A 24,776-nucleotide genomic window follows, 5' to 3' on the forward strand; every position below is an offset into this window, starting at 1 on the left:
ACATTTAAAGGCGCGCCTTCTTCTTTCCAGTTTGGGAACAACTCATTGATCGCACGCGGTTCGAGCACAGCACCTGAAAGGATATGCGCACCAACTTCAGAGCCTTTTTCTACGACACAAACGGACAGATCATTAAGGTTGTTTTCAATTGCAAGTTGACGAATTTTAATCGCAGCAGAAAGGCCAGCAGGGCCTGCGCCTACGATGACTACGTCAAACTCCATCGATTCACGTTCGATGTGTTCCATGTAGGACTCCTCATATGGTTAAAGGTGGCAACCGTTTTGACTCAAAGAACGGTGCTGCCATGAGTGTTCTTAGTTCCCAGACACAAAATTTATCATCGTGTCTTTTATATTGTGAGCTAGTATAGGTTTAAACCGAGTTCTAGCCAATTGGCTGAATCATATTATTTTTCCGTCAGACAGGCATGAATTTTATGGATAAGCAGCACAACTCAGCAAATCCGACGAAAAAAGTAGCTATTGCTGATAATAAAAACTTAACTGATATTGCACAATACATAAAAGATGGACAGTCCGGTCACAAAAGGTCAATCCCCCCTTTAGATCAATGGCACCCAAAGCATTGTGGCGCAATGGATTTGAAGGTTTTGGCCAATGGAGAATGGTGGCACGAAGGTCAATTGATCAAACGCCCAGCCATGATTGAGCTATTTGCAACGGTACTTTGGAAAGAAGAAGATAAGTTTTATCTTAAAACCCCTGTCGAGCAGATTGAAATCGAGGTTGAAGATGAGCCTTTATTTGTCAATCAGGTCGATCAAGTCGAAATTGCAGGAAAAATCTACCTACAACTGACCACGACCACACATGATGTAGTGATTGTTGATGAAGCCCATCCCATTTTTATGCGTGCCTTCCAAGGGGAGCTACGTCCTTATGTGCATGTTCGCTTTGGGATTAATGCATTGATTCAGCGTGCTGCTTTTTTTCATTTGGTGGAAATGGGTGAGCTAAGCGACGATGCAGATGGACAGGCTAAACTGTGCTTACAAAGTGGTGATTTGCTATTGCAATTAGGCACCTGAGGTTTAAGCTTGATTGATCTTTTAACTTTATACTGCAACGAGTCCCCATGAGTGCCATTCAGCCCTTATTTCCCCTGATCAACCCCATGCCAAAAGCGACAGCCGATGCGCCAATCGGGATATTTGATTCGGGAATAGGTGGCTTATCCATCGCTCAAGAAATTGCCAAGCATTTGCCGAATGAACGCTTTATTTATTTTGCCGATACTGCACACGTGCCTTATGGTCCACGTGATGACCAAAATATTCGAGAGCTGTCTGCACATGCTATTGAATGGTTGTACCGCCAAGGCTGTAAAGTTGCCGTTGTAGCATGTAATACCGCTTCAGCCTTTAGTTTGGATTATTTACGTGAACATTATGGCGATAGCTTTCCGATTATTGGCCTTGTTCCTGCCTTGAAGCCTGCAGTACTACAAAGTAAATCTAAAACCGTGGCTGTACTGGCCACTCCTGCGACTTTTCGTGGACAGCTCATCAAAGACGTCGTCGAAAAATTTGCGCAACCTTCGGGCGTTAGCGTAATTCCTGTGACTTGTTTAGATTTAGTGCCTTTTGTTGAGAGTGGCGCACAGATGAGTGCGGCATGTTTAGCCATTTTAAAAGATATTTTACAACCCGTTGTCGATCAAGGCGCAGATTACTTAGTTTTAGGCTGTACCCATTACCCTTTTTTGAAAATAGCGATACAATCTATTTTTGGTCAGAAACTGACATTAATTGACTCTGGGCAGGCAGTTGCACGACAAACAGCCCGTATTTTAATCAAAAATGAGTTATTATTTGAACAAAATTATGCTGATGATGTTCGAATCGAATGTTTTGTCAGTGGAAATAACGCAGAAAGTTTAAGACCCATCTTAGAACTTCTGCTTGAACCAGAATTAAATTGGACAATTTCGAATATATCGGATTGATTTTTATAAAAATGAGTCTAGTATTTTGATATATAGTCAAAAAATTGAAACCTAACATGCTTGAGTTAGTCGCTGTATCCATCTAGTTAAAATTGGGGGATGGGATACTGCGAAAAATAATGAGGATAACCGATGCTCGATAAGCGTTATCAAGTTTTTATTACGACCTCTGGAAGTGAAATGCAACCAGAACGGATGATTTTGGCCCAGACTTTAGTAGGTATGGGTTTTTTTTCTTGGGGATTAGAACAACGGACACCACTTTCAACGGCTTTTGCACGCCGTCAGATTGATGACTGTGACTATGTCATTTTGTTGCTTGGAAGCAAGTACGGTGAGCAGTCTGTATCGGGTGTGGGTTATATGCATCTTGAATACATTTATGCAGTGACCAAACAAAAGCCGATTATTGTCTTTATGCATGATGATCCAGATGCACGTGATCCTAATTTGCATGATGACAAGCCTGAGTTACGTGAAAAATTCAAAGATTTTAGAAAACTACTGCAACAGGAAGTTGATCAGGTTTTTACGTATAGAACGATGCGTGATTTGGAGATGGCTGTTCGTTTGAATATGACCCAGATGTTGGAGCGTTATCCTGTATCGGGCTGGGTTCGTCCACAGAATACCCAAGTATTGCATGACGAGATAGATAAGCTCAAAGCGAAGGTGATGCAGTTAGAAACCGAAGCAGGTAAACGCGAAGTCGATCCATTCCTGACATTGCCGAAAGTAGCTATGCATGAGTTTTTTGTATTTGATTATCGGATGCATGCTTATCAGGATGGAAACTTTAAGGAACTGAAAATTCAAAAGCAGATGACCTGGGCACAGTTACTCTCGGTTCTGGGTTCGACATTTATTCATCCAACGCCTGAAGAGTATTTTTCAAAACGCATGAATGAATATTTAAATGAAACGGGTTTAAATGATGCGCGGCAAGAAATGCCACGTGCGCATGCGGTTGCTCGTTCTCAAATTAATATTCGTGCCTTACATAGTATTAAAATGCAAATGCGTCAAAATGATTGGATCATTCAGTCGGGTCGCGACGATCGCCAACGTATGCTTTGGCAGTTGACCCCAAAAGCCAGTAAGCTTTTGGAGAGTAATTTATTGGAAAATGATCGGGCTTTCCAATTTCAGTCTTCGTAGTTATCCATTTAGAAAATGAAAGGAAAACTGTTACAGTAGGGACATTCAAAAACGAGCAACGAGGGCTGAATGTCTACTGCAGCAAAAGCAAAAGTGACTGTTATTTTGGCAAATTTGGGGACGCCAGATGCACCGACGGCTTCCGCAGTGCGTCGCTTTTTAGATCAGTTCTTATCTGATTCGCGTGTGATTGAAATTCCCAAACCGCTTTGGCAGATTATTCTTCGTTTATTTATTTTGCCGTTTCGTCCGAAGCGTGTTGCCCATGCTTATGAAATGGTGTGGGGTAATGACTCGCCAATGCGAGAGATTTTGCTAACCCAAGTTACTGCATTAGAACAGCAACTTCTTGTGGATAATCCTGAATTTGAATTGAATATCGTCCCTGCGATGACCTATGGCAATCCAGGTATTCAGTCTTTACTTGCTGAGTTGAGTCAAAACCCTCAAGATCATATTGTGCTCTTTCCTTTATTTCCGCAGTACTCTGCGACATCTAGCGCGCCTTTATATGATGCTTTCGCGAAGTGGATTCCCAAGCAACGCAATTTGCCGGGGTTGAGTATTATTCGCGATTATTATCAGCACCCTTTATACATTCAGGCTTTGGCGCAAAGTGTGCGCGATTTCCGTGCTGAACATGGGGGGGCTGAAAAGCTGTTAATGTCTTTTCATGGTATTCCACAGCCTTATGCCGATAAAGGCGATCCCTATGCCGACCGTTGCCGCATCACAGGGCAGTTGGTGGCAGAAGAGTTGGGACTGGCTGAGGACGAATGGGCCATCAGTTTCCAATCCCGCTTTGGCAAGCAAGAATGGGTAAAACCATATACCGATGCCTTACTGACCGAATGGGCAGAGCAAGGAGTGAAGTCGGTACAAATTATGAGCCCTGCGTTTTCAGCGGATTGCTTAGAAACTTTAGAGGAATTGGCGATTCAGAATGCTGAATTGTTTTTGTCTCACGGTGGAGAGCGGTATCAATATATTCCAGCCTTGAACAGCCGCGGAGATCATTTGCAATTGCTCAATACTTTGGTTCAGGCTAATCTTGATGCCTTAAAACAGACATTAGCCAGCAAAACGAATTGAGGTTGACACGCTATGTTGCAAGTTAAAATTGTGCCTGTAACGGCATTTCAGCAGAACTGTTCGATTGTTTGGGACAGTGACAGTAAAGAAGCAATTTTAATTGATGCAGGTGGAGAGCCTGAGAAACTTAAAGCTGAAATCGAAGCGTTGGGTCTGACAGTAAAAGCGCTGTGGTTGACGCATGGACATTTAGATCATGCGGGTGCTGTGGGTGCATTAAAAAAACTGTGGGATGTCCCTGTGATTGGCCCGCATAAAGAAGATGCTTTTTGGTTGGATATGATCCAAGAAGTTTCGCAGCGTTATGGTTTTCCTATTCCAGAAAAGGTAGATGTCACGACATGGCTTGAAGGCGGGGAAGTTCTTAAACTGGGAAATGAAGAGTTTGAAGTGCGTTTTGCCCCTGGGCATACTCCTGGTCATGTGATGTTTTATAATAAGAACTATGGATTACTGTGGACAGGCGATGTGTTGTTTAAAGGCTCAATAGGTCGTACCGACTTTCCGCGTGGTAATCATCAGCAGTTGATTGACTCTATTCAGCGCGAATGCTTTAGCTTACCTGATGAGACACAGTTTATTTCAGGACATGGCCCAATCAGTACCATTGGCTTTGAAAAACAACATAACCCTTTTGTGGCAGGAAAAGCAGGCTAAGTGTTTCGTTGTCTAGTTGAAAATAAAAAAGTCAGTTGGTGCTGACTTTTTTATTTTCGAAATGGATGATTCAAAATGTGTTGAGTTTCGAGAGCAAACACGATGGAGAATAAGGCGAATAAGAGCCCAACCGAAAGGATCAACAGATCTTGTATATAGATGCCAAACATCAAGCTACTGACCGAAAGTAAAGACGCAATAATGACAATAATTTTACTGAGTAGATTCATCTTTTCCTCCTCCTATAAGGTTTATTTTTATGATTTATTCAAATGTGAGTGAGTAAAAACCTAAGGAGGATTATAGATGAAGAATATTATTTTTGAATAAATATTGAGCAATTAAATGGTGAGCAATTCTCATCAAAATATGAAAAATATCATGAAATAAGGCAGATTATTCTTCAGAATTATCGGCCTGTGGAGCATCTTGTGTTGGGAGACGATATTCATCGTTTGCCCATGTGCCTAAGTCAATTAGCTTACAACGCTCTGAACAAAATGGGCGGAATGCGTTATCTTCCCATTGGCTCATTTCACCACAGCGCGGGCATGGAAACGTATGTGGCATGATGTGCTCCAGATAAAATTTTCGGATTGAAATAGGCAAAAACGTTGGCAGTTGTTAGACTGATGCGGTTTTTTCTTAGTTTGATCTGATTATGCCAATTCGTCAATTTCAAGCCCAGCGTATGCAAGCCCCTCGTGATTTCAAAATGATCAGCCGTGATCCTATTTGTGTGGAAATTGGGGCGGGCAAGGGTAAACATGCCTTATTGTTTACGGCCAATCACCCTGAGAAAAAGCTGATTGCGGTTGAGCGAACCCGTGAAAAGTTTGTGGCGATGCAAAAGCAACATGGCTTAGAAGGCCAGCAGAATTTACAACTGGTTCATGCCGATGCTCTGCCGTGGGTGGTGCATGCTTTGCAGCCACAGCAAGTTGAGCAGTTTTTTATTCTTTATCCGAATCCTGAACCGCATAATCCTGCGCAGCGCTGGTTGAATATGCCATTTTTTGAATTTCTGATTTCACGTTTACAAGTGGGTGGACAAATCACTCTAGCCAGCAATATTCCAGAATATATCGAAGAAGCACAGCAACAGTTGATTGAGGTATGGAAATTACCGTTTGTGAAAGAGTGCATTGCGGGTCATTCTGCACGTACGCATTTTGAAATTAAATATTTAGAACGAGGCGAGCTCTGCCAACAGTTGATCATCACCAAACCTGAAGGGTATTGCACACGTTTTGATACGTTTCAGGCTTTGCAAGGTCAGAAGCCACAGGTGCAATCTTCAGATCAAGCTGAATAAATCATGCCAAAGCGTATTGCAATTATTGGGGCGGGCCCAGCAGGTTTGATGGCGGCAGAAGTGTTGAGCCAATATGATGTTCAGGTCGATGTATTTGAACAAAAACCATCAGCTGCACGTAAGTTCCTGATGGCGGGTAAAACAGGACTGAATATCTCTCATGCAGAACCTGTGGAGCAGTTTATCGGTCGTTATGATCAAGCCGAATGGTTGGCGCCTTGGATTCGTGAGTGGGATGCCGCATGGATTCAAGCATGGATGAAAGGTTTAGGCATTGAGTCCTATGTTGGAACGTCTGGGCGTATTTTTCCGATTGAAATGAAAGCTGCGCCTTTACTGCGTGCATGGTTGAAACGCTTGGTTGAGTCAGGCGTCAAGTTTCATTATCGTCATCAATGCCTCAGCCTCAAAGAGCATACGCTTGAAATCAAGTCTTTGATCAGTGATCAAGTACACAGCCAGAGCTATGATGCCATTGTCTTGGCCTGTGGAGCAGTGTCATGGTCTCAGCTCGGTAGTGATGGTGCATGGCAAGATTGGTTGGATGGCGATGAAATTGAACCTTTTCAAGCCAGTAATGCTGGGGTAGAACATGAATGGTCAAGCTACATGCAACCCGTTTTCGGTCAACCCCTGAAACGTATCGCAGCATGGGTGGGTGATACAGAAAAAAGTATGGGCGATATCGTGATCACCCATTACGGTCTAGAAAGTGGTTTGGTCTATAAGCAAGGACGAGCGCTTCGCGCACAGCAGAAGCAACAACAGTCTTTAGTGTTAACGCTTGATTTACTGCCTGATGTCACGGTTCACGAATTGGCTGTACGGTTGAAAGCCACGAAAAAACAGTCGTTAAGTAATGTTTGGCGTAAAGCTGGTTTAGATGCAGCCAAGGCAAATTTAGTACGTGAGTTGGTTGCAAAAGAACACTGGAATCACCCTGAACAACTGGCGCAGCAGATTAAGCAACTCCAGATTCCTTTAACTGGTTTTCGTCCGATTGAAGAAGCGATTAGTTGTGCAGGTGGTGTGCGCCGTGAAGTGCTGAGTTTGCAGTTGCAATTAAAATCTAATCCCGCCGTTTTTTTATGTGGGGAAATGTTGGACTGGGATGCACCGACAGGGGGCTACTTACTCACTGCATGTTTTGCAACGGGACGTGCCGCGGGTAATGGGGTTTTGCAGTATTTGAATGTGGCAAAAAAATCGCCATAAGCAATGCAACTGAAAATCAGCTGTGCTAATTTGAATAAAAAATTCAAGGAGCATCATGATGTCAGATCTTCAGCAGTATGTGGGCAGTTGCCTATGCGGTGCAGTAACTTATCAAATTGATGGGCCGATTGGCGATATTGTCCAATGCCATTGTCAAAAATGTCGCAAGGCCAATGGAACCGCCTATGCAACCAATGCACCGATTGCTAAGGCGGATTTCAAACTGACGTCTGGTCAGGATGTTGTGAAAAAATATGCATCGAGTACAGGCACAGAGCGCTGTTTCTGTGGCAACTGTGGTTCACCGATTATCAGTATTAAGGCCGACACTCCTGACTTTTACCGTTTGCGTATTGGCACTTTAGATACCCCTTTAGCGCAAAAGCCGACGCAACATATTTTTGTGGCATCTCAAGCTGAGTGGGACAACATTTGTGATGCATTGCCACAATATGCAGAGCGCCCGTAGTTCATTACTTGAATTCAAGGGATCGAGTGATCCCTTTTTTTTGTCACTTAGTAGCCTGTAGCTGTTGTATCTTTTTGCTTAGAGTATTGCGACTGCCAGTGCTCAAGCTGTTCTTGAGCATGAATAAGTTCACCGAGACCTTTCACGTTCTGCTCTGGCGTAGCATTTTTATTCTGGATAATTTTGGCTTGGTTGTCCCAATATTGGTACATCAACGTTTGAATGTAGCGCCCTTGCTCTGTTTTCAAATCTAGCTCTTTCAGCATATTCAGCGCAGACTGAATGTTGTCTTGTTTACGTGTTTTTGCAAACTCATCTGTCAGTGTACCTGCTTCGCGCATTTTGATGAGCTCATCTTCCATTTCGTCACTCATGCTGCTAAAGCGTTGGTCATAGTCGACCAAGAGCGTAATATCGTGTGGATCATCAGCTGTTTGAGCAAAGTTTTTAACGGGTTCGGAGCTGAGTTCTTGCAGAACTTTATCATCGCTCGAAAGCGTGTCTTGCTCAGCACGTTCATCGGCCTTGTTACAACCTGTCAGGATTAAACTGCCACCTAAAACAAGCGGCAGTAGAACCTGTTTCAATGAAAGGGTATTTGGGTTCATGTCGGTGTCCTATTATTCTGCTATTTTTTGAAAGTGATAGGCATAGGTGATGTAAGGAAAACTGATTTCGTCCTGTGGCTGTTTGCCCGTGTACTGCAGCACAATTTGTTCAAACTGATGTTTTAAATCCTGTTGTTGCTCCGTAGGCATTGCGGCAATAAAACTGGTCGAAAGGAGACGTTTTGACACAACTTGCTCCACTGTACCTGTTTGTTGCTGTGCAAACTGATGCAAGCTTTTAAGCTGAAATAAGGTTTGATGTTCAAAAACTTTTTGCCATAGCCCGCTATGATAACGTGGGGTATCTCCTTCTAAAGGAGCAAGTCGTTCTGCCAGAGCATTGACCCAGTCGACTTGAGTATCGCGTTGATTCCAGACCAAGCCCAAATGCCCTTGCGGTTTTAGGACACGATGGATTTCGTTTAAACTGTCCATGTTGGCAAACCAGTGGAAGGCCTGCGCAGATAAAACGGCATCAATGCTTTGCGAAGGCAGGGGAATATGGTCACTAAAGGCTTGTAAAGTCTCTACCTGTGGATAAGCCAGTTTGAGCTGAGCTAACATTTCGGCAACAGGTTCGATGGCAGTGAGTTCTCCACTATGTGGAATCAGATAAGGCAGAAACTTACCTGTACCCGAGGCAAGATCAATCACATGTGAATTTGTGTTTAAATGCAGTTGCTCGGTGAGCCACGCATGGATCTCTTGTGGATAACTTGGACGCACTTGTTGATAAAGTTCAGCAGCCGCGCTAAACCCGTGTTGCGCCGAAGGATGGAGTAATTGTGTCATATTTTGCGCTTTTTTATCTGCTCTGCATCTATAAAATAACACATTTGGTTCGATGAAATCGCTTATGCTGTATGGAACGAACATGACCTCACTTTTTAGGAATGAAATCTCTCAGCATGGACATGGCGAAACAAATTATTTTTGAAGATGACCAGATTCGTGTCATTTTTTTACAGGGTTCATCGGACGAACTTATTTTCTCTTTTGGCGACCTGATTACCCGTGCCAAGGGAACGTCGATCAATGCAGAAAAGTCGCTGGCGAAGTTTGGCTTCAATGTGGTCGGCATTATGCCCAAACAAAAGTCATGGTTTCCAGAGTCTTCGATGTTGGCTATGTTGGACGCGATTCGCGCTTGGATTGCGCCCTTTCAAACCCGTATTGCCTATGCAGGGTCAATGGGGGGCTATGCCGCGATTAAATACTCAAAGCTGCTTGGATTTAAGCGTGTGGTGGCCTTGGTGCCGCAGTATTCGATCGACCCTGAACAGGTGACGGATAACCGCTATAACATGTTCTATCAGCCTGAGCTGAACCATGACATGCAGGTACAGCCGAAGGATGTCTCGGCAGAGTGTGAATACATCGTTATTTATGACCCTTACTGCCCTGAAGACCGTGCGCACTATGAAAAATTACAAACGGTCGTGCCGAATCTGAAAACCCTGAACTTACCTTTTACAGGGCATGATGCGATTGCCGTTTTAGCCAGTTCAGATTTGCTACATGACTTTCTACGTCATGAGTTTGATGCGCCGTATTTTTATAAAAAAATTCGTGAAGTGAAAAAGAACAGCAAGTTTTATTACCGGAAAGTGATCGAAAACTTGTTGCCACGTCACCGCTTTTCTTTGGGACGCATTCTGAAAAATAATGACCTTGAGTTAGATGGTCAGTTTTTTGATAGCAAACTCAAACAAAGTATTATCCGTGAGTTACTCAGCAATCGACAAGTGAGCCAGACCGATCTACTGAAATTGGGCATTCAGGTCAATTTGCCACAAGAAAGTAGCTGTCAGTTGATGGATAATTTTGGACATGGTTTAGTGTTCAATATGATCAGTCAGAAAATTGAAAGCTATGCACCAGATGCTATTGCACTGAATCATAAGTTTCTGCTGCCGATTTTTGCCAAGGGCAATGGGTTAGTACATATTTACTATAACGACATGCGTTATACCATCGTCATGAATGACAGACAGATCATGAAATTGGTACATGAACAAGCCGAGTTGAGCGCTGGAATGCATCCATTGTTAATGAAAAAATACAGTGATTATTATCTGATTAGCTATAAGCAGTTTAACTTTAGCTGTGATGAATATGGTGGCTTTGATTTGGTCGAGGATATTCCAGAAACAGCGCAGTTTTTAGTCTCAAGCGATACTGAATCAGATGTGTTTCTATAATGTACTCATGTGATTTATTCATATAGAGCTTTGGTCTAAAGCCAAGCGCTTGTTTTCCGTCCTATTTGGTTTAATATGAAACTATTGTTTGTATTTTAAACAATGCGGATAAAGATCAAATAGGGTGGAAGCAATGCAAAGACATTGGTCGGCTGTATTTATAACATTATTGTTTATTTCAACATCACAAAGCGTACTGGCACAAAGTTTAGACCCCGCCTATCTGACATTCGGTGGTGGCTTGGTTCTTCTGCTGATCCTGACGTTTTATGTGATTAAACAGATCAGTATTTCTATTCGTATTCATCGTAATAAGCCCGTTAAATAGCGGGCTTTTTTCTGTGTGTGGTGGCTTTTTTTAGGTGGTTAGGGCAGTGTTTACATTGAAAAATGGGGTTGAGTTGGTTTAAATAAGCGTTCTATCATTATGCAGAACAACAGGACGTGAGCAATGAAAGCCGTATTTTTAGATTATGCATCCTTAGATAAAAATGATTTGGACTTTCAAGCACTGCATGCTGTTTTTGATGAACTGATCCTCTACCCAAGTACCGATGCTAAGACGCTTGTTACACGTGTGCAAGACGCAGATGTGATTATTAGCAACAAAGTGTTGGTGGATGCCGACACCTTAAAACAATGCTCTCAGTTAAAGTTGATTTTAATCTCTGCCACAGGCAGCAATAACATTGATTTGCAACAAGCCAAAGCACAAGGTGTTGTGGTGTGTAATTGTCAGGGTTATGGTACGGCAGCAGTGGCACAGCACACTTTAATGTTGATGCTCAATCTTGCAACCTCATGCTTGCAATACGACCGTGCAGTGCAACAGGGCGAATGGAATAAAGCTTCGCAGTTTTGCCTACTGGATTATCCAATTATTGAACTTTCCGGTAAGACCTTGGGTATTTTAGGGTATGGGGAATTGGGGCAGGCAGTGGCTAAACTCGCTGAAGCCTTTGGCATGCGAGTTTTAGTGGGCAATTTGCCAAACCGTCCACATGCTGACTCAACACGAGTGAGCTTTGATGATTTGCTAGCGCAATCAGATTTTGTCAGTCTGCATTGTCCATTAACCGATGACACGCTTAACCTGATTGATGCTCAAGCTTTCAAAAAAATGAAAAAAAGTGCCTTTTTAATTAATTGTGCACGGGGTGGAATTGTCAATGAAGCAGCTTTGGCAGACGCATTAAAACAGGGTGAAATTACGGGCGCTGCTACTGATGTACTAACCGTTGAGCCACCTAAAGAGGGCAATGTTTTATTAGATGCTGGTCTGTCGAATTTAATCATCACGCCACACAGTGCGTGGGGCAGTGTTGATGCGCGCCAGCGCATGGTGCAGCAGTTGGTGGAAAATGCTCAAGCTTTTCAAGCCGGACAGCCAATCCGTCGGGTGAATTAAATCAAATGATGACAACGAAAAAGCCCGTCAGATGACGGCTTCTTCGTTGTAGTTCTTTTTAAGTTTAGCTTTAATCCTATTTTTTTAATATTAGAAATTTAACAATTTTTAATAAATTTAGGATCGAAATATTGTTGCAGGTGAGTCAAAGTACGCTGTGTATCGCTATTTTCAGGATTCATGAGCATAAAATAACTTTGTTGGCGTGCAAACGCTTGAGCCTTTCCCTCTTCAGCATAAAATCCCCCATTGGGATAGGTCCAATGTGTTTCAAATGCTCGTAGAATTTTATTTTGATGAAAGTAAAAACTGCGTTGGCTTTGGAATGATTCACCATAAATTTCGAGTGTCAGCTTACACTGATCTTTAAGTTGATACAGTGAGGCTTCATTCCCTTCAGTTGATTTATATTCTTCATCCTCAATCATTTCAATAGATTGAAGCTTACGTCCCTCAGCCTCATGACTGTACTGTGGCAATATTAGATGCTGTTGTAAAAGATTCAACGTTGCAGCGTGTTGTGGCGTAGGAATTTTAGAATAAGTAAATAACGCTATAAGTACTAAAAATATTCCAATAATGATGCCAATGATTATTTTCATGAAAATTTTTATGATTATGTGGCTTTTATAGGTCGATGCTAGAGCCTAAGCTCAATAACTTCAAAAGTTTTTTTGTTTTTTTAGTCAAAAGCCCATCAACTGATGGGCTTTTTTTTCATTAAAGCTTAGTCACTTTAATTTCTTCTTCTGCTTGAGCAGGTGTAAAGGAAGATGGTGCTTGGGTAATCGTAGGTTCATTCATTGTTTGAGGTGCGACAGGCTGTGGAGATGAGACTGAAGGCGCTTGAACCGCAGGAGCATCTACGGGTGCAGATGAGGGTTGACTCAAGCTACCTTGGTAAATGGGAGCGGGTTGATCCGTTTGACCAGTGATCACTTGCTTGGTTTCATGCAACTTTTTATTCACATTTTGGGTAACTTGTTGTCCTGTTTCTTTGGCTTGTTCTGCGGTGTTGTTGGTGATGGTTTTTGCGCTGTCCAAGGCTTTGTGTGCAGAAGGGCGAATTTTTTGGATGCCTTTTTCTGTTGCAGTACCGACTTTTTCCGCCGTGTTAATCACACCTTCTTGAGTTTTATAAGCCCAAACGTGAAAGATGTTGGGGTTTTTACCATAAGGTGTAATAGGCTTTTGTGCTTGCTGAGTAGTGGTTTCTGTTTGTGCCCATACACCTGCTGTTGTCATTAAAAGAGTGCAGAAGAGTGTTGTTTTCATCATGTTCATAGAGCAGTGTACCTCTTGGGCTATCGTGCATAAATCAGCGTTTTAGCATAAAGCCTCTTTGTGTGAATTTCATGTGCTTGGTTGTAAATAAGCGTAGTGTGCAAATGTCTATAGCGAAAAAAGAGCCCAGCATGTGGGCTCTCTCAACTCTGGAGGAGTTTAACTTTTACTGCGCGCCAACGGCAGCATCCGCAGATGAACCGACTTTGGCTTTAGCGACAGGTGTGTCTACTTGGAGCTGAGCTTGCCCATTTAAGTCAGCACGTTTGGGTTGACCACTAACAGCCTGCTTAGTTTCCTGCCATTTTTGTTTGGTCGCTTGTTGGCCTTGTTTCGCTTTATCCGCTATATAGTGACCACTTTTTTTGGTGTTATGCTCAACAGACTGTTTAACGTCACCAGCCTTATCTTTTACGACAGCAGATTTTTCAGCTGAAAATTCTTTGGTGTCTTGCCATTTTTCTTTACTAAATGCTTTGGTTTTGTCGACACCATGCTCAACCGCTTCACCTGTCGCATGCGTGGCATGTTTGACATCATGTTTTAAGTTTTGCAATACGCTTGGCTGCGAGGTTTGAACTTGAACATTGGCCGATGTATTGGCTGTGGTATTTGCAAATAGGGAAGTGGAGGCTAAAAGTGCAGTGGTTAAAGCCGAAGCGGTGAGTGCTTTTGTTAAAACTTTCATCTTTGATTTTCTACCTCTTATGACAGAACCCGATGAGGAGTTCAGAACAGCAGTCATCATAGACAGAAATGAGCTCAAAAATAGCATTTGATATGAAAGTCGCACAATGCGGCAACAGCGCATGAACAATGGGCTGAAAATTGTATCGTTCAGTTAATTCATTAAAATTATGTAAGTTTATGCGTGGTCGTTGTTTTAAATGTAAAGAGTATGGAGACTAGCGTTGAAATAAAAGATATGAAGAGGAAGGCATTTGAGAGGAAGTCATCACTGATGTTGTACCAGTGATGACGATTTGCTTAGTTACATTGCGCTAAGGCTTCTTTTGCAAAGTGATTACGTAGTGCGAGGAAGTTTTTCTGTACTTCTGCATCATGTAATTCAAATTTGGTTGCTGTGCTGGTGCCATCGAGTGCAAAGGTTGCTGAGCCACCTGTGATGAGTGTGTAGTCACGGAACGCCCATTGTTCTACGATTTTGCCCGCTTTGAGGTTGCCAGTAAATTCGATGACGCATTTGTCTTCAAATTTAGTCAGTTTTGCTTTGTTATTGGTTGTGTCTGGATAAACTTCAATGTTTTGGACTTCTTGTAATACACCCGCTGTCAACTGTGGAATCGTTGGTTGAGATGTACATGCTGTAATAGAAAGGGCAGCAAAAGTAGCGAAAAGTACAGTTTTTAATTTCATAAGGTTCGTTCTTGTTGCGAGTTGTTAGGTTGAGTATAGGGAATTAAGAAAAGGTTGGCTATTCCTGATAATGTTAATTTATCCAATGAATAGCATCTAAGAGATGTTCAAAGTCATGTATTAAACTTTCTAGCGGAATTTCATTATTTATTAATGCTGAATTAAATAGTTTCCACTCTTGTTCTTTCTTTGAGTTAAAACCATAAATAGATTCGATGTCACCTTTTTTCCAAATATAAATATCTTTAGCTTTTAGAGATTTATGAATATTTTCAATTATGGGTTTAGCCTCAGGAAATGAAGCGATGGAATTAAATTTCTTTGCCTTAATCTGGCGTAAAGTATCGCAGTTGATAGTGTGTTCTGTATCTATTTGCAAATCAGAATGATCTTTATATTTCTGAACAAATTTTCTAAAATCCTCGAAATCTTTTGCATTATTTTCATCAATTAGCTCCCAAAATGCACAATTACCAATAAAGTCTAAATCAGCAATTATGCGAACTGGAATGCCAAGAGCTTGAATAACTTTTTGCATAGGAATTAAATTATGTTTTCCTTCTACTGCTATTAACGCAATCTTTCTTAAATGGAAAGGACGATCTGTAATTTTTGAATAAATATTTGGTAAGACACGTAATTCAGTTTTACCTTCAACTAGTAGAACTTCGTCACTAAAGAAAATATGGGATGCATTATTTAATTTAAAAGCATCATTAAGTTGTGCGAATCGATTTTGAGCAATTTGGTTAATGATATGTGAAATTGGTTGTCTTGCTTGTGTCCCTAATTCTGAGTCTTTATAAATTTGGATTGCATTAACAGCATGATTAGCAGACAAAAGGCTTGCTGAATGAGTCGGAAATATAATCTGATATCCGAAATTACCTAAAATGATCAAAGCATCACGGACTAATTCAATGGTAGTGGGATGTAAATATAGTTCTGGTTCATCAATACAAATAATAGTATTCGATCTTCTTAGGTTGGGGTTGTTCTGTTGAATATCAGCTAAATAGCGTATTAAAGCCATTTGGATTGAACGTTGGCTACCATGCCCAAAATTTGAAAAATCTCTTTCAATAGTCTCATTCTCAAAAATTTTAATAGTTCCATTTTTAAAAATGTCTTCAATAGTTGGAGTCGGAAAATGAAGTTTTACTGAAATATCAGGGAAAAAATTATGTAAAATATGATTGATTCCTGCATCTACAGTAGATAAAGCATCAATTCGTTGTTCACCATTATGGGATAGTAATTCCGATACTTTTGCCAAACTGGAAGTGAATTGCTCTTGATAATTTTCTTGGATTTCAAGTGATATAAGATCAAGTAGTTTAGATATAGCTGTACCACTTTTGTTTTTAGTTGAGTCCTCTTGAGCATCAGACATAGCTTCAATATGGATGAATTTTGGAAAAATTTTTATAATTGATTGTTCAATACCAGATTGAATAGGTTTCCATTCGTTACCATTGAATAAGGTAACAACAATTTTTTGTTTGCTATTATTCTCGATAAATGTTGATCTTCGGATTTTTAACTCTTCATTAATAATAAATGGTCTTAGTTTTGTAGCATGATCATCTTCTAGTAGATTTAATAATTCTTCTTTTATATTGATTAAGGTTGCAGTGACAATTATAGGGTCATCATGATTATTAGCATTAGTATAGTAGTTAAATGTCTTTGCACTTAGTCCTTCTAAAAGAAACTTAATTGCCAATATTATGTTTGATTTTCCAGCATTATTATAACCAATAAGCGCTGTAAAGTTTTTCATTAAAACTTTAGTGTCTTTGCATGATCTAAAGTTTTTTATTTCTAACTCTTTAATAGTTACACTCATTTTAAACTCTCAGTAAATAATTTTATATTTTTATAAAGAAAAAACCCCACTAATTTATAGCGGGGTTTTGTTTAAAACTCAAGCAACTAAGACTTTAGTGCTGCAACACCGAAATATCCGCAACACTGGTAAACAAGTCTCGTAACTGAGCCAGTAAACGTAAACGGTTTGCTTTCAACTCAGCATCTTCCGCCATCACCATGACGCCATCAAAGAAAGCATCAATTGGTGCGCGAAGTGCTGCAAGTTTAGAAAGGGCAGCGGTGTAGTCTTTCGCAGCCAAAAGCGGTTGAACTACAGGCAGAATAGCTTGAATCTCTGCATAAAGCGCTTTTTCAGCATCTTCAACCAATTTAGATTCAACAATCTCACCAGTAGGTGTAGCTTCTTTTGCCAAAATATTGGCAACACGTTTATTCGCAGCAGCCAAAGCAGCAGCTTCAGGTAAACTACGGAAATGATTTACCGCAGTCACACGCTTATCAAAATCAAGAGGTGATTTTGGAGAAAGCGCTTGAACGGCTTGGATCACATCAACTGCAACGCCTTGATCTTCGTATTTCGCACGGTAACGACCTTCAAGGAAGGCAACAGCATCCGCTAAAGTTTTGTCATGGTCTTTCAATACATCGCCATAAGCAGCCAAAGCCAACTTGATCAATTCTTCAATTGAAACATCAAGATTATTTTCAGTCACTAAACGCAAAATACCAATTGCAGAACGACGTAAAGCAAACGGGTCTTTCGAACCTGTAGGTGCTTGACCAATACCGAAAATACCAGTCAAAGTATCTAAACGGTCAGCAAGTGCAATCGTAGTACCTGTTTTAGTTTTTGGTAAAACATCACCTGCAAATTTAGGTAAATATTGCTCACCTAAAGCTTCCGCAACTTCATCATTCTCACCTTCAATACGTGCATAGTAAGTGCCCGCAATCCCTTGAAGTTCTGGGAATTCACCGACCAATTCAGAAGTTAAATCACACTTTGCAAGAAGTGCAGCTTTTTCAGCATCCGCAGGGTTTGCTCCTGTGATTGCAGATAAAGCCACAGCCAATTTAGAAATACGTTCAGATTTATTCCAAAGCGTACCCAACTGTGCTTGGAAAACCATATTGGCGAGTTTTTCTTTACGAGATGCAAGTGGTTGCTTTTGATCTTGTAAGAAGAAGAATTCCGCATCAGACAAACGAGGACGTACAACTTTCTCATTCCCTTCAATAATTTGAGTCGGATCTTTCGACTCAATATTTGAAACGGTAATGAAATAAGGTTGTAGTTTATTGTCAGCATTCACCAAACAGAAATACTTCTGATTGTCTTGCATGGTGGTAATCAGCGCTTCTTGAGGCACAGCAAGGAAGCGTTCTTCAAAGCTTGCACGAAGCGCAACAGGCCATTCAACCAATGCGGTCACTTCATCACGTAAATCAGCAGGAACGATGGCAATGGCATTGACTTCATCCGCAAGGGCTTTAACTTGCTGGTCAATGATCGCTTGACGCTCTTCAAAATTAGCTACGACTTTTGCAGCACGAAGGGCATCCAAATAAGCATCTGCATTGGCTAGTGTAATGGCTTCAGGTGCATGGAAACGATGACCATAAGTCACATTACCTGCTTTATGATCCTGAATGGTTGCATCAACCACATCGTTATCTTTTAACAACACAACCCATTTTACAGGACGAACGAATTCAGTACGGCTTGCCGCTGAACGCATACGTTTTGCAATTGGAAGGTTATCCAAAGCAGTTTGTAAAATTTGTGGCAGTAAAACGTCCAGACTTTGACCTTTGACATCTTTTAAGTAGCAAACTTTTTCAACTTTACCCGCTTGGAAAGTTGAAACTTGATCCGCAGTAATGCCTTGACCACGCATAAAGCCTTCAAGTGCTTTGGTTGGTTTACCTTCTGCATCATAAGCCGCTTGTAGCGCAGGGCCGTCAAAACGTTTTTGAGTATCTGCTTGAGCACCATCGACATTGATAATTTTCAATGCTAAACGACGCGGTGCCGCATACGCTTCAATTGCTTCAAAAGCCAAACCTGCATCATTTAAACCTTTGATGGTTTCAGCTTGCAATGCATCACGTAAAGTTTTTAAGCTTTTTGGTGGGAGTTCTTCACAACCGAGTTCAAATAAAATGGTATGTTTAGACATTATTTGTTCTCCGCTGATTTTTCTGCTTGAGCCGCTTCCGCTTCAACCTGAGCTTTTAATTGAGCCAAAACTTCATCACGTAAATGTGGTTCTGCCATCGGGAAGCCAAGCTTAGCACGCGCAGCCACATAACTTTGCGCAATTGAACGCGCTAAAGTACGAACACGTAAAATATAACGTTGACGTTCAGTCACAGAAATCGCACCACGTGCATCAAGTAAGTTAAAGCTGTGTGATGCTTTAATGACTTGTTCGTAGGCAGGAAGTGGAAGTTCAGCTTCCATTAAGCGCGTTGCTTCAGCTTCATAGAAATCGAACAATTCAAACATTTTTTCAACGTTGGCATATTCAAAGTTATAGGTCGATTGCTCAACTTCATTTTGATGGAATACATCACCATAAGTCACAGTACCGAATTGACCTTTGGTCCAAACCAAATCGTAAACTGAATCGACACCTTGTAGGTACATGGCTAAACGTTCAAGACCGTAAGTGATTTCACCGGTCACTGGGTAGCATTCAACACCACCGACTTGTTGGAAGTAGGTAAACTGAGTCACTTCCATACCGTTTAACCAAACTTCCCAACCTAAGCCCCAAGCGCCCAGTGTTGGAGATTCCCAGTTGTCTTCGACAAAACGGATGTCGTGAGTAAGGGTATCAATACCAATGGCTTTTAACGAGTCTAGGTAAAGCTGTTGGATATTGTCTGGGTTGGGTTTCAGTACCACTTGGAACTGGTAATAATGCTGTAAACGGTTTGGGTTCTCACCATAGCGACCATCTTTAGGACGGCGTGAGGGTTGAACGTATGCTGCGTTCCAAGTTTCAGGCCCAAGTGCGCGTAAGAATGTTGCAGTGTGGAATGTCCCTGCACCCATTTCCATATCGTAAGGTTGTAAAATCACACAACCTTGTTCAGCCCAGTAGTTTTGTAAGGCAAGAATTAAGCCTTGGAATGTATCAATATGCGATATGGCGCGACTCATGCAGCATCCATTATAAATATAAGAAAAAAATTGGTTCTAAGTATAAGGATTTTAGGTGGGAGTGGCAAAGGTTTGCTGTTTTAATCTATTTTTACTTTAAAGATATTTTGAATGATTGGCATGAACTTTGATGATCGTTGAATTTCATTAATAATTATAGAGTTAGCAATGCACTCTTTAAGTTCGGCTAATTCATCTGATTCTAGGCAATCCTCAGCGGCTTTTGATAATGTAGATTCAAAGCCAGAAAAACTTCTAATGAGAGCGTAGAATTCTAGTAGAGTAAGTGTATCTAAATTATTTTTGATTATAGGTAGTATTTGTTGAATTGAATTAATTCTATTAGATTTTTCAACTGGATTCTTTTCGACAAAAGCTAAATGTATTAAGAAGTATATAAATGCATTAAGGATATTTAGTTCAAGCTTTAATGGCTCTAATAAAATTAATAGATCACTATGTTCACGTAAGATATTAAATTTTAGATTGATATTTGTGGTACTTCTACTTAAATGCATAATGGTATTAAGTGCTTTCTCAGCTATATCAAGATTTTGAGGTTCATAAATTAAGATCTCTTTTTGACAAGCAATTTTTAGAGAGAGATTAGTATCATTAAACTCATCATTTTCAAGCTTTTCTAGCATGGTATAAAAAATATCTACACGTGTGTAATCATCTAATTTGTTACTTAAGACTCGGACTAGTCTTTCGGTCTGTGATTTGTATTTCTCACCCTTTGTTAAGGCAGTATTAAAATTAATTTCATTTAAATAGTTTTGTAACTCTACCTCAGGTCTTTCAATAAAATCTAAGCTACATTGCAATAGTTCAGCAATTTCCATGAATGTTTCATCAGCATCACATGCATAAATGACTTTACATTCTTCATCATTTTCTAAGAAATGATGGCTTTTTTTTTGTAAAACATGATCGCCATATTCTAACCAATATAACCAATTATTATATGGACGAAGTTCATCTAGTGCTTTCATGAGAGGATCATTTTCACCGCTATATCCAGCTATAATCCAAGGCTGTTTACAGCCTGTTGCAAGAACAACTTTTTGTAAAATTGGATCATGTGTATTTAATTGTGAAGATGTATTTCTTTGGACCTGACCTGCATGTTGCCCATTAAGATAAATAATACAAGGGTTATCAAAGAGTTCAGGATTGATTTGAGAGACTGAACCTAGATCATAGATAGAAGGCAGTGGATACATGCCAACCATATAACAAGCGTTAATCAATAAAGGATCAAAGTTGGTTGTCAAAATACGCTTGATATAACCTTGTTTTAATAATTCTGCGATAGCCAAGTGCGCAAAATTTAGTTTAGCTTTAGGGATACTTTTTTCTTCATCACCATGAATATACCAGTTAAAAATCTTTTTACGGTGAACAGACGATAGTTTACTCATAATATCGTTGTATTGAAGTTTGCTTAAATCTTCTTGAACAAAACGTAGTTCTTCTTCGGTAAAATAATTTGGAAAATTCTCAATTGCTATTTTCATTAATTTAAAAGCAGGTGGAATTCCAGCTGATACAGAAATACCTGCGCCAACTAAAAGGATTGCTCCACCATCGTCTTTAGCATCTTTCAGTGAGGCTGCTAAATGTTTTAAAAGTTTTTCGCGTTGATTTTCTTTCATTGATGTTTTTGGTTGTAATGTTGGTCTTATATTAAAGGAAAAATGTATCAAAGAAGTCAGGGATTTTATTATATTAAATTCTCCACAATAAAACCAAGAATACACCATGCGAAAATTATATCCCCATATCTTTATTATGTTGACTACGTTAAGTGGAGTGGCTCAGGCCCAGCAGCAAGAGGTCGAGCCAGATATTTATAATCAATGTGTTGAGCAGACCGTTCAGGCTTTACAGCTTGCCAGTATAAACAATAGTGTGGTGGAGATCTGTTCAGAACGAGCCAAACACCTTGATGAAAAGAAAATCGTATCCTTACTCGATCAAATTCGTGTGCAAAGTCAGCAGGATAGCCAGCCAGAACGTTATCAAGCCATTTTGAAATCACAACGCTTGTGGAAAGCCTATGTCGAGCAAGAGTGTGATAATGCGGGGCAGTATGTTGGATCTCCCATGTATGCCTTTTGTCCAATGCAACAGTATGCTGAACGAGTTGTGCAGTTACAGCAATACGTTCACTAAAGAATTCAGAAGAATTACTCATAAAAATAAGATGTAAAATAGATGCATCTTATTGCTGAGACCACGTATAATTTTGCACCAGTTGAGTGCGAAAAAATAGAAGGGTGGCTGTGTTTCATATGCAACTTGAATGGTTAAATACCTTAAAACCGAATTTTAAAGTGTTACCGCTAAAGGAAAGAATGCTCTGTGGTCTGGGTGCATTATTGGGTTTAGCCTTGTCTTCGCTTATCAGTTGGTGGGTGTTGGGGGGAATTAATGCATGGTATATCGCACCGATGGGAGCATCTTCTGTACTGCTTTTTGCTGTGCCTGCCAGTCCTTTGGCTCAGCCTTGGAATATGGTTGTTGGCAATATTATTGCGGGTATTATTGGGGTCAGTTGCGCACTCTATATTCCCAATTTAACGGAAGCATTTAGTATTGCTGTTGCATTATCTATTTTTTTAATGATGACGACAGACTCATTACATCCGCCAAGTGGTGCTGTAGCAATCACTGCTGTTTTGGGGGGAGATGTAGTACATCAGTTAGGATATTATTTTATTGCTTATCCTGTATTGCTTAATTCTGGCGTATTGCTGTGCATTGCAGTTGTCTTTAATCGTTTAATTGGGCGTCAATATCCACAAGTTGCGACCCAGCTTAATCGGCGCTCCAAAGATCCAACACCAACTCAGAAAGTGACGATCCAACCCGAGGATATTCATCGCGTTTTAGCGAAAGAAACACAGTTACTCGACATTAGTGAATATGATTTACAAAAATTGATTTTAAAGGCCCAAGCTCAAGCGGATACGCGTTTTCAGATAGACTTACGTTGTCAGGACATTATGAGTAAGGATGTACTGTGCTTATACGATGATGAAGATATTCAGGTTGCTCTAGAGAAATTTAAACAGATTAATTTAATGAGTTTGCCAGTGTTGAATCGTGCAGGACATTTATGCGGTACCTTGGCTTTATATGAGGTCGTGGAGTGGTTCCAGAAGGCGACAGACTTACGTACATCTTGGCAAGATCAGGTGAAGCATATTATGAGTCGTCAAGTGGTGACCGTACAGCCAGATCAAGCACTGCAAGATTTAATTCCTTACTTTGTTGAGCGTTCTTTTAACTATATCCCTGTGGTTGAAAACAAAGTCTTGGTTGGTATTATTAGCCGAGCAGATATGATTGCAGCCTTATACCGCCAATTGCAGCATCGCTAAGTCGTGTGAATGTTGTAGGCAAAAAAAAGCTACGACACTTTGGGGGAAGATGTCGTAGCATAAAAAGAAACTTTTTTGAGACGAAAGACAGCGTTTATGGGTTGCGATGATCTGGGTTAACGGTACGCATTGTATTGTGATAACCAGCTTGAGCCTGTGGAGAGTGCTCAATATAGTCTTTTTGTTTCGGCATCACTAACCAAAGGATGAGATAAACCAAAATTCCAGGGAATGCGGCACTCAATAGTGAAATGGTGATGAAAACAATACGAAGTAAATTTGCGTTCCAACCAAAACGTTCAGCAATACCACCCATCACACCAGCAATCATGTTTGAGCGGTTAGAGCGATATAAACCAACATTGGCCATCTAGGTCTCCTTAAAATATAAAATGTGAGTTACTTGATGAACTCATACTTTAAAAATGGTGACACAAATACGTTTTTAAAGGTGCTGGAGGCAATTAAAAAGTAAAGTTATGTAACTTACGAAAAGCTTGGGTTTTATACGGATTAAAATGTCCCGCGCTTATGTATTCAGCTTTAGCCATGAAAACGAATTAAGTGTTAAGTATAGTGAATGGTTGGAATAGAAACTCATGATTTGTATGGAAATAAATCACGTTGATGTGGTGAGTGTGGAATGAACTTAAAACCAGAACATCAAGGGGTAATGCCTATATTACGACGAGGAATCGTGGTGGGGCTTATTGGTGTATCGCTATTTGGTTGTGATAATGGGCATTCCGAGGCATCACAGCAACATGAGCCTACCAGCATGAAAGATACACCTGCTAAGAATGAACATTCTGGTAAAAAGCTGACGGAAGTCGCTGGACGCGCCACCATGCAGGATGACTCAGATTATGCACCGCGTAAGCTCGATATTCGTGAGCAGCAGTTTATCGGCCGTTATCGTACACAAATTCAATGTGATGGCTATTTTTTCCCATGTGAAACAGGGAAAGCTGATTTCATTCTGAATTTTTTGCCCGATGGTACGGTACACCGCAGTATTGTCCGTTTAGGGAAGGTTTTTTCTGAAAAACAACGGCCAGGTTTTACACACTTAAATTATCGCCGTGATACGTGGACCATGGACAAAGAACGGACCGAGCTGATTGTGCATCGTAAGGAAGGTCTGAATTTCTATTATCGAGTGATTGATGCACAGACTCTACAGATGGATTTGAATAAAAGTAATAATTTAGATGAAAATAACCAAAAGTTGTATGCACGTGGTTTTCCAAAGTTAGAGCGGGCATATACTTTAAAACGTGAGCCAAATAACTAAAATATTGTATTCTATGGTTATTTATTTGCTAAAGCAGAGTCTTTGCTGATACTGAGATATATCGTAAAAGGAGAGATTGTTCTTTGAAGATAATGCTGAATATATGAAGCACTATTGAAGAATTATAAGAAAGGATTTAGATAAATGGTGGGTCGTCCGCGATTCGAACGCGGGACCAACGGATTAAAAGTCCGCTGCTCTACCAGCTGAGCTAACGACCCTGAGCAAGGTGTACGAAGAAATATTCGCTGAAAGTTTAAAAAAGGATTTTAAAGCATTCGAACCTGAGCAGGTTTGTAAAACTAGATTTTACAAAAAGATGGTGGGTCGTCCGCGATT

Annotated in this window: 28 protein-coding genes and 1 tRNA gene; 14 read left to right on the forward strand and 15 right to left on the reverse strand. The window is 40.6% G+C overall.

The features are described from left to right. Positions 1 to 248: NAD(P)/FAD-dependent oxidoreductase (locus tag B4F08_RS00475; RefSeq protein ID WP_291372384.1), on the reverse strand; the 248-nt coding region annotated here is incomplete at its 3' end. A 191-nt stretch (positions 249 to 439) separates the two neighbouring features. Between B4F08_RS00475 and B4F08_RS00480 the strand changes: the two genes are divergently transcribed. From B4F08_RS00480 to B4F08_RS00500, 5 genes are all read left to right on the forward strand, one after another. After that, on the forward strand, positions 440 to 1,051 hold the full coding sequence (locus tag B4F08_RS00480) for a DUF1285 domain-containing protein (protein WP_119064115.1): 612 nt from the start codon (positions 440 to 442) through the stop codon (positions 1,049 to 1,051). A gap of 47 nt (positions 1,052 to 1,098) precedes the next feature. Further along, positions 1,099 to 1,968, forward strand: coding sequence for a glutamate racemase (gene murI, locus B4F08_RS00485; RefSeq protein ID WP_291372385.1), 870 nt, complete (start codon positions 1,099 to 1,101; stop codon positions 1,966 to 1,968). Positions 1,969 to 2,100: 132 nt separating this feature from the next. Continuing rightward, the gene (locus B4F08_RS00490) at positions 2,101 to 3,126 is read left to right on the forward strand and encodes a DUF4062 domain-containing protein (RefSeq protein ID WP_086209652.1); all 1,026 of its coding nucleotides are present in this window, start codon (positions 2,101 to 2,103) and stop codon (positions 3,124 to 3,126) included. A gap of 69 nt (positions 3,127 to 3,195) precedes the next feature. Continuing rightward, positions 3,196 to 4,218, forward strand: coding sequence for a ferrochelatase (hemH, locus tag B4F08_RS00495; RefSeq protein WP_291372386.1), 1,023 nt, complete (start codon positions 3,196 to 3,198; stop codon positions 4,216 to 4,218). A gap of 12 nt (positions 4,219 to 4,230) precedes the next feature. Further along, a complete protein-coding gene (locus tag B4F08_RS00500) occupies positions 4,231 to 4,875 on the forward strand; it encodes an MBL fold metallo-hydrolase (RefSeq protein ID WP_086209650.1) in 645 nt (214 codons plus the stop codon). Between the two features lie 50 nt (positions 4,876 to 4,925). Here the strand turns inward: B4F08_RS00500 and B4F08_RS00505 are convergent, their stop codons facing one another. Both B4F08_RS00505 and B4F08_RS00510 read right to left on the reverse strand, forming a co-directional pair. After that, entirely contained in the window at positions 4,926 to 5,105 is a 180-nt protein-coding gene (locus tag B4F08_RS00505) for a hypothetical protein (RefSeq protein ID WP_151706451.1), read from the reverse strand. Between the two features lie 166 nt (positions 5,106 to 5,271). Further along, positions 5,272 to 5,445, reverse strand: coding sequence for a DNA gyrase inhibitor YacG (locus B4F08_RS00510; RefSeq protein WP_291372390.1), 174 nt, complete (start codon positions 5,443 to 5,445; stop codon positions 5,272 to 5,274). Between the two features lie 85 nt (positions 5,446 to 5,530). Here B4F08_RS00510 and B4F08_RS00515 point away from each other — a divergent pair, with 85 nt between their 5' ends. From B4F08_RS00515 to B4F08_RS00525, 3 genes are read left to right on the forward strand one after another with little or no spacing between them, the layout of a single operon-like run. Beyond that, positions 5,531 to 6,190 (forward strand): SAM-dependent methyltransferase, encoded by a 660-nt coding sequence (locus tag B4F08_RS00515; protein ID WP_291372422.1) that lies wholly within the window; start codon positions 5,531 to 5,533, stop codon positions 6,188 to 6,190. Positions 6,191 to 6,193: 3 nt separating this feature from the next. Further along, positions 6,194 to 7,405 (forward strand): TIGR03862 family flavoprotein, encoded by a 1,212-nt coding sequence (locus B4F08_RS00520; protein ID WP_291372392.1) that lies wholly within the window; start codon positions 6,194 to 6,196, stop codon positions 7,403 to 7,405. A 58-nt stretch (positions 7,406 to 7,463) separates the two neighbouring features. Continuing rightward, a complete protein-coding gene (locus tag B4F08_RS00525; protein ID WP_291372424.1) occupies positions 7,464 to 7,874 on the forward strand; it encodes a GFA family protein in 411 nt (136 codons plus the stop codon). Between the two features lie 47 nt (positions 7,875 to 7,921). Here B4F08_RS00525 and B4F08_RS00530 read toward each other — a convergent pair whose 3' ends face one another. Both B4F08_RS00530 and B4F08_RS00535 read right to left on the reverse strand, forming a co-directional pair. Beyond that, entirely contained in the window at positions 7,922 to 8,482 is a 561-nt protein-coding gene (locus tag B4F08_RS00530; protein WP_291372394.1) for a hypothetical protein, read from the reverse strand. Positions 8,483 to 8,494: 12 nt separating this feature from the next. Then, positions 8,495 to 9,274, reverse strand: coding sequence for a class I SAM-dependent methyltransferase (locus B4F08_RS00535; protein ID WP_291372396.1), 780 nt, complete (start codon positions 9,272 to 9,274; stop codon positions 8,495 to 8,497). Positions 9,275 to 9,396: 122 nt separating this feature from the next. Here B4F08_RS00535 and B4F08_RS00540 point away from each other — a divergent pair, with 122 nt between their 5' ends. The 3 genes from B4F08_RS00540 (at position 9,397) to B4F08_RS00550 (ending at position 12,091) form a co-directional block, all read left to right on the forward strand. After that, positions 9,397 to 10,683, forward strand: coding sequence for a hypothetical protein (locus tag B4F08_RS00540; RefSeq protein WP_291372398.1), 1,287 nt, complete (start codon positions 9,397 to 9,399; stop codon positions 10,681 to 10,683). 133 nt (positions 10,684 to 10,816) lie between these two features. Then, complete coding sequence (locus B4F08_RS00545) at positions 10,817 to 11,011, forward strand: hypothetical protein (RefSeq protein WP_086209641.1); 195 nt, start codon at positions 10,817 to 10,819, stop codon at positions 11,009 to 11,011. Between the two features lie 123 nt (positions 11,012 to 11,134). Then, complete coding sequence (locus B4F08_RS00550; protein WP_291372399.1) at positions 11,135 to 12,091, forward strand: 2-hydroxyacid dehydrogenase; 957 nt, start codon at positions 11,135 to 11,137, stop codon at positions 12,089 to 12,091. Between the two features lie 98 nt (positions 12,092 to 12,189). Here B4F08_RS00550 and B4F08_RS00555 read toward each other — a convergent pair whose 3' ends face one another. The 8 genes from B4F08_RS00555 to B4F08_RS00590 all read right to left on the reverse strand — a co-directional run bounded on the left by B4F08_RS00555 (position 12,190) and on the right by B4F08_RS00590 (position 21,520). Then, complete coding sequence (locus tag B4F08_RS00555) at positions 12,190 to 12,693, reverse strand: hypothetical protein (protein ID WP_151706457.1); 504 nt, start codon at positions 12,691 to 12,693, stop codon at positions 12,190 to 12,192. A 118-nt stretch (positions 12,694 to 12,811) separates the two neighbouring features. After that, the gene (locus B4F08_RS00560) at positions 12,812 to 13,375 is read right to left on the reverse strand and encodes a hypothetical protein (protein WP_151706458.1); all 564 of its coding nucleotides are present in this window, start codon (positions 13,373 to 13,375) and stop codon (positions 12,812 to 12,814) included. Between the two features lie 166 nt (positions 13,376 to 13,541). Then, complete coding sequence (locus tag B4F08_RS00565; protein WP_291372402.1) at positions 13,542 to 14,063, reverse strand: hypothetical protein; 522 nt, start codon at positions 14,061 to 14,063, stop codon at positions 13,542 to 13,544. A gap of 299 nt (positions 14,064 to 14,362) precedes the next feature. Continuing rightward, positions 14,363 to 14,752, reverse strand: a complete 390-nt coding sequence (locus tag B4F08_RS00570) for a hypothetical protein (RefSeq protein WP_291372404.1) — start codon at positions 14,750 to 14,752, stop codon at positions 14,363 to 14,365. A gap of 73 nt (positions 14,753 to 14,825) precedes the next feature. Then, on the reverse strand, positions 14,826 to 16,601 hold the full coding sequence (locus tag B4F08_RS00575) for an AAA family ATPase (RefSeq protein WP_291372406.1): 1,776 nt from the start codon (positions 16,599 to 16,601) through the stop codon (positions 14,826 to 14,828). A gap of 94 nt (positions 16,602 to 16,695) precedes the next feature. After that, positions 16,696 to 18,765 carry a glycine--tRNA ligase subunit beta gene (gene glyS, locus B4F08_RS00580; RefSeq protein WP_291372407.1) on the reverse strand — a complete coding sequence of 690 codons (2,070 nt, stop codon included), beginning with the start codon at positions 18,763 to 18,765 and terminating at the stop codon, positions 16,696 to 16,698. Then, positions 18,765 to 19,754, reverse strand: coding sequence for a glycine--tRNA ligase subunit alpha (glyQ, locus tag B4F08_RS00585; protein WP_086209633.1), 990 nt, complete (start codon positions 19,752 to 19,754; stop codon positions 18,765 to 18,767). Before glyQ ends, glyS begins: the two co-directional genes overlap by 1 nt. 80 nt (positions 19,755 to 19,834) lie before the next feature. Further along, entirely contained in the window at positions 19,835 to 21,520 is a 1,686-nt protein-coding gene (locus tag B4F08_RS00590; protein ID WP_291372410.1) for an SIR2 family NAD-dependent protein deacylase, read from the reverse strand. Between the two features lie 28 nt (positions 21,521 to 21,548). Between B4F08_RS00590 and B4F08_RS00595 the strand changes: the two genes are divergently transcribed. Both B4F08_RS00595 and B4F08_RS00600 read left to right on the forward strand, forming a co-directional pair. After that, positions 21,549 to 21,932 carry a lysozyme inhibitor LprI family protein gene (locus B4F08_RS00595; protein ID WP_291372426.1) on the forward strand — a complete coding sequence of 128 codons (384 nt, stop codon included), beginning with the start codon at positions 21,549 to 21,551 and terminating at the stop codon, positions 21,930 to 21,932. A gap of 110 nt (positions 21,933 to 22,042) precedes the next feature. Then, complete coding sequence (locus tag B4F08_RS00600; protein WP_291372412.1) at positions 22,043 to 23,143, forward strand: HPP family protein; 1,101 nt, start codon at positions 22,043 to 22,045, stop codon at positions 23,141 to 23,143. Between the two features lie 94 nt (positions 23,144 to 23,237). Here B4F08_RS00600 and B4F08_RS00605 read toward each other — a convergent pair whose 3' ends face one another. Further along, positions 23,238 to 23,513 (reverse strand): PspC domain-containing protein, encoded by a 276-nt coding sequence (locus tag B4F08_RS00605; protein ID WP_086209631.1) that lies wholly within the window; start codon positions 23,511 to 23,513, stop codon positions 23,238 to 23,240. A gap of 273 nt (positions 23,514 to 23,786) precedes the next feature. Here B4F08_RS00605 and B4F08_RS00610 point away from each other — a divergent pair, with 273 nt between their 5' ends. Next, on the forward strand, positions 23,787 to 24,437 hold the full coding sequence (locus B4F08_RS00610) for a hypothetical protein (RefSeq protein ID WP_110974293.1): 651 nt from the start codon (positions 23,787 to 23,789) through the stop codon (positions 24,435 to 24,437). A gap of 145 nt (positions 24,438 to 24,582) precedes the next feature. On the opposite strand, the gene B4F08_RS00615 is transcribed toward B4F08_RS00610, so the two are convergent. Then, positions 24,583 to 24,658, reverse strand: a tRNA-Lys gene (locus B4F08_RS00615). Positions 24,659 to 24,776: the final 118 nt, after the last annotated feature.

Origin of the sequence: Acinetobacter sp. UBA6720, assembly GCF_002454215.1 — a bacterium.
In the GTDB taxonomy this organism is placed as follows: domain Bacteria; phylum Pseudomonadota; class Gammaproteobacteria; order Pseudomonadales; family Moraxellaceae; genus Acinetobacter.

Coding starts and splice junctions, on each gene's coding strand:
- B4F08_RS00545 (WP_086209641.1), top strand. CDS start 10,817: ATGCAAAGACATTGGTCGGCTGTATTTATAACATTATTGTTTATTTCA.
- glyS (WP_291372407.1), bottom strand. CDS start 18,765: ATGTCTAAACATACCATTTTATTTGAACTCGGTTGTGAAGAACTCCCA.
- B4F08_RS00510 (WP_291372390.1), bottom strand. CDS start 5,445: ATGCCACATACGTTTCCATGCCCGCGCTGTGGTGAAATGAGCCAATGG.
- B4F08_RS00595 (WP_291372426.1), top strand. CDS start 21,549: ATGTTGACTACGTTAAGTGGAGTGGCTCAGGCCCAGCAGCAAGAGGTC.
- B4F08_RS00540 (WP_291372398.1), top strand. CDS start 9,397: ATGGCGAAACAAATTATTTTTGAAGATGACCAGATTCGTGTCATTTTT.
- B4F08_RS00520 (WP_291372392.1), top strand. CDS start 6,194: ATGCCAAAGCGTATTGCAATTATTGGGGCGGGCCCAGCAGGTTTGATG.
- B4F08_RS00530 (WP_291372394.1), bottom strand. CDS start 8,482: ATGAACCCAAATACCCTTTCATTGAAACAGGTTCTACTGCCGCTTGTT.
- B4F08_RS00570 (WP_291372404.1), bottom strand. CDS start 14,752: ATGAAATTAAAAACTGTACTTTTCGCTACTTTTGCTGCCCTTTCTATT.
- B4F08_RS00535 (WP_291372396.1), bottom strand. CDS start 9,274: ATGACACAATTACTCCATCCTTCGGCGCAACACGGGTTTAGCGCGGCT.
- B4F08_RS00575 (WP_291372406.1), bottom strand. CDS start 16,601: ATGAGTGTAACTATTAAAGAGTTAGAAATAAAAAACTTTAGATCATGC.
- B4F08_RS00560 (WP_151706458.1), bottom strand. CDS start 13,375: ATGAACATGATGAAAACAACACTCTTCTGCACTCTTTTAATGACAACA.
- B4F08_RS00605 (WP_086209631.1), bottom strand. CDS start 23,513: ATGGCCAATGTTGGTTTATATCGCTCTAACCGCTCAAACATGATTGCT.
- B4F08_RS00480 (WP_119064115.1), top strand. CDS start 440: ATGGATAAGCAGCACAACTCAGCAAATCCGACGAAAAAAGTAGCTATT.
- B4F08_RS00590 (WP_291372410.1), bottom strand. CDS start 21,520: ATGGTGTATTCTTGGTTTTATTGTGGAGAATTTAATATAATAAAATCC.
- B4F08_RS00610 (WP_110974293.1), top strand. CDS start 23,787: ATGAACTTAAAACCAGAACATCAAGGGGTAATGCCTATATTACGACGA.
- glyQ (WP_086209633.1), bottom strand. CDS start 19,754: ATGAGTCGCGCCATATCGCATATTGATACATTCCAAGGCTTAATTCTT.
- murI (WP_291372385.1), top strand. CDS start 1,099: ATGAGTGCCATTCAGCCCTTATTTCCCCTGATCAACCCCATGCCAAAA.
- B4F08_RS00555 (WP_151706457.1), bottom strand. CDS start 12,693: ATGAAAATAATCATTGGCATCATTATTGGAATATTTTTAGTACTTATA.
- B4F08_RS00525 (WP_291372424.1), top strand. CDS start 7,464: ATGTCAGATCTTCAGCAGTATGTGGGCAGTTGCCTATGCGGTGCAGTA.
- B4F08_RS00500 (WP_086209650.1), top strand. CDS start 4,231: ATGTTGCAAGTTAAAATTGTGCCTGTAACGGCATTTCAGCAGAACTGT.
- hemH (WP_291372386.1), top strand. CDS start 3,196: ATGTCTACTGCAGCAAAAGCAAAAGTGACTGTTATTTTGGCAAATTTG.
- B4F08_RS00505 (WP_151706451.1), bottom strand. CDS start 5,105: ATGAATCTACTCAGTAAAATTATTGTCATTATTGCGTCTTTACTTTCG.
- B4F08_RS00550 (WP_291372399.1), top strand. CDS start 11,135: ATGAAAGCCGTATTTTTAGATTATGCATCCTTAGATAAAAATGATTTG.
- B4F08_RS00490 (WP_086209652.1), top strand. CDS start 2,101: ATGCTCGATAAGCGTTATCAAGTTTTTATTACGACCTCTGGAAGTGAA.
- B4F08_RS00565 (WP_291372402.1), bottom strand. CDS start 14,063: ATGAAAGTTTTAACAAAAGCACTCACCGCTTCGGCTTTAACCACTGCA.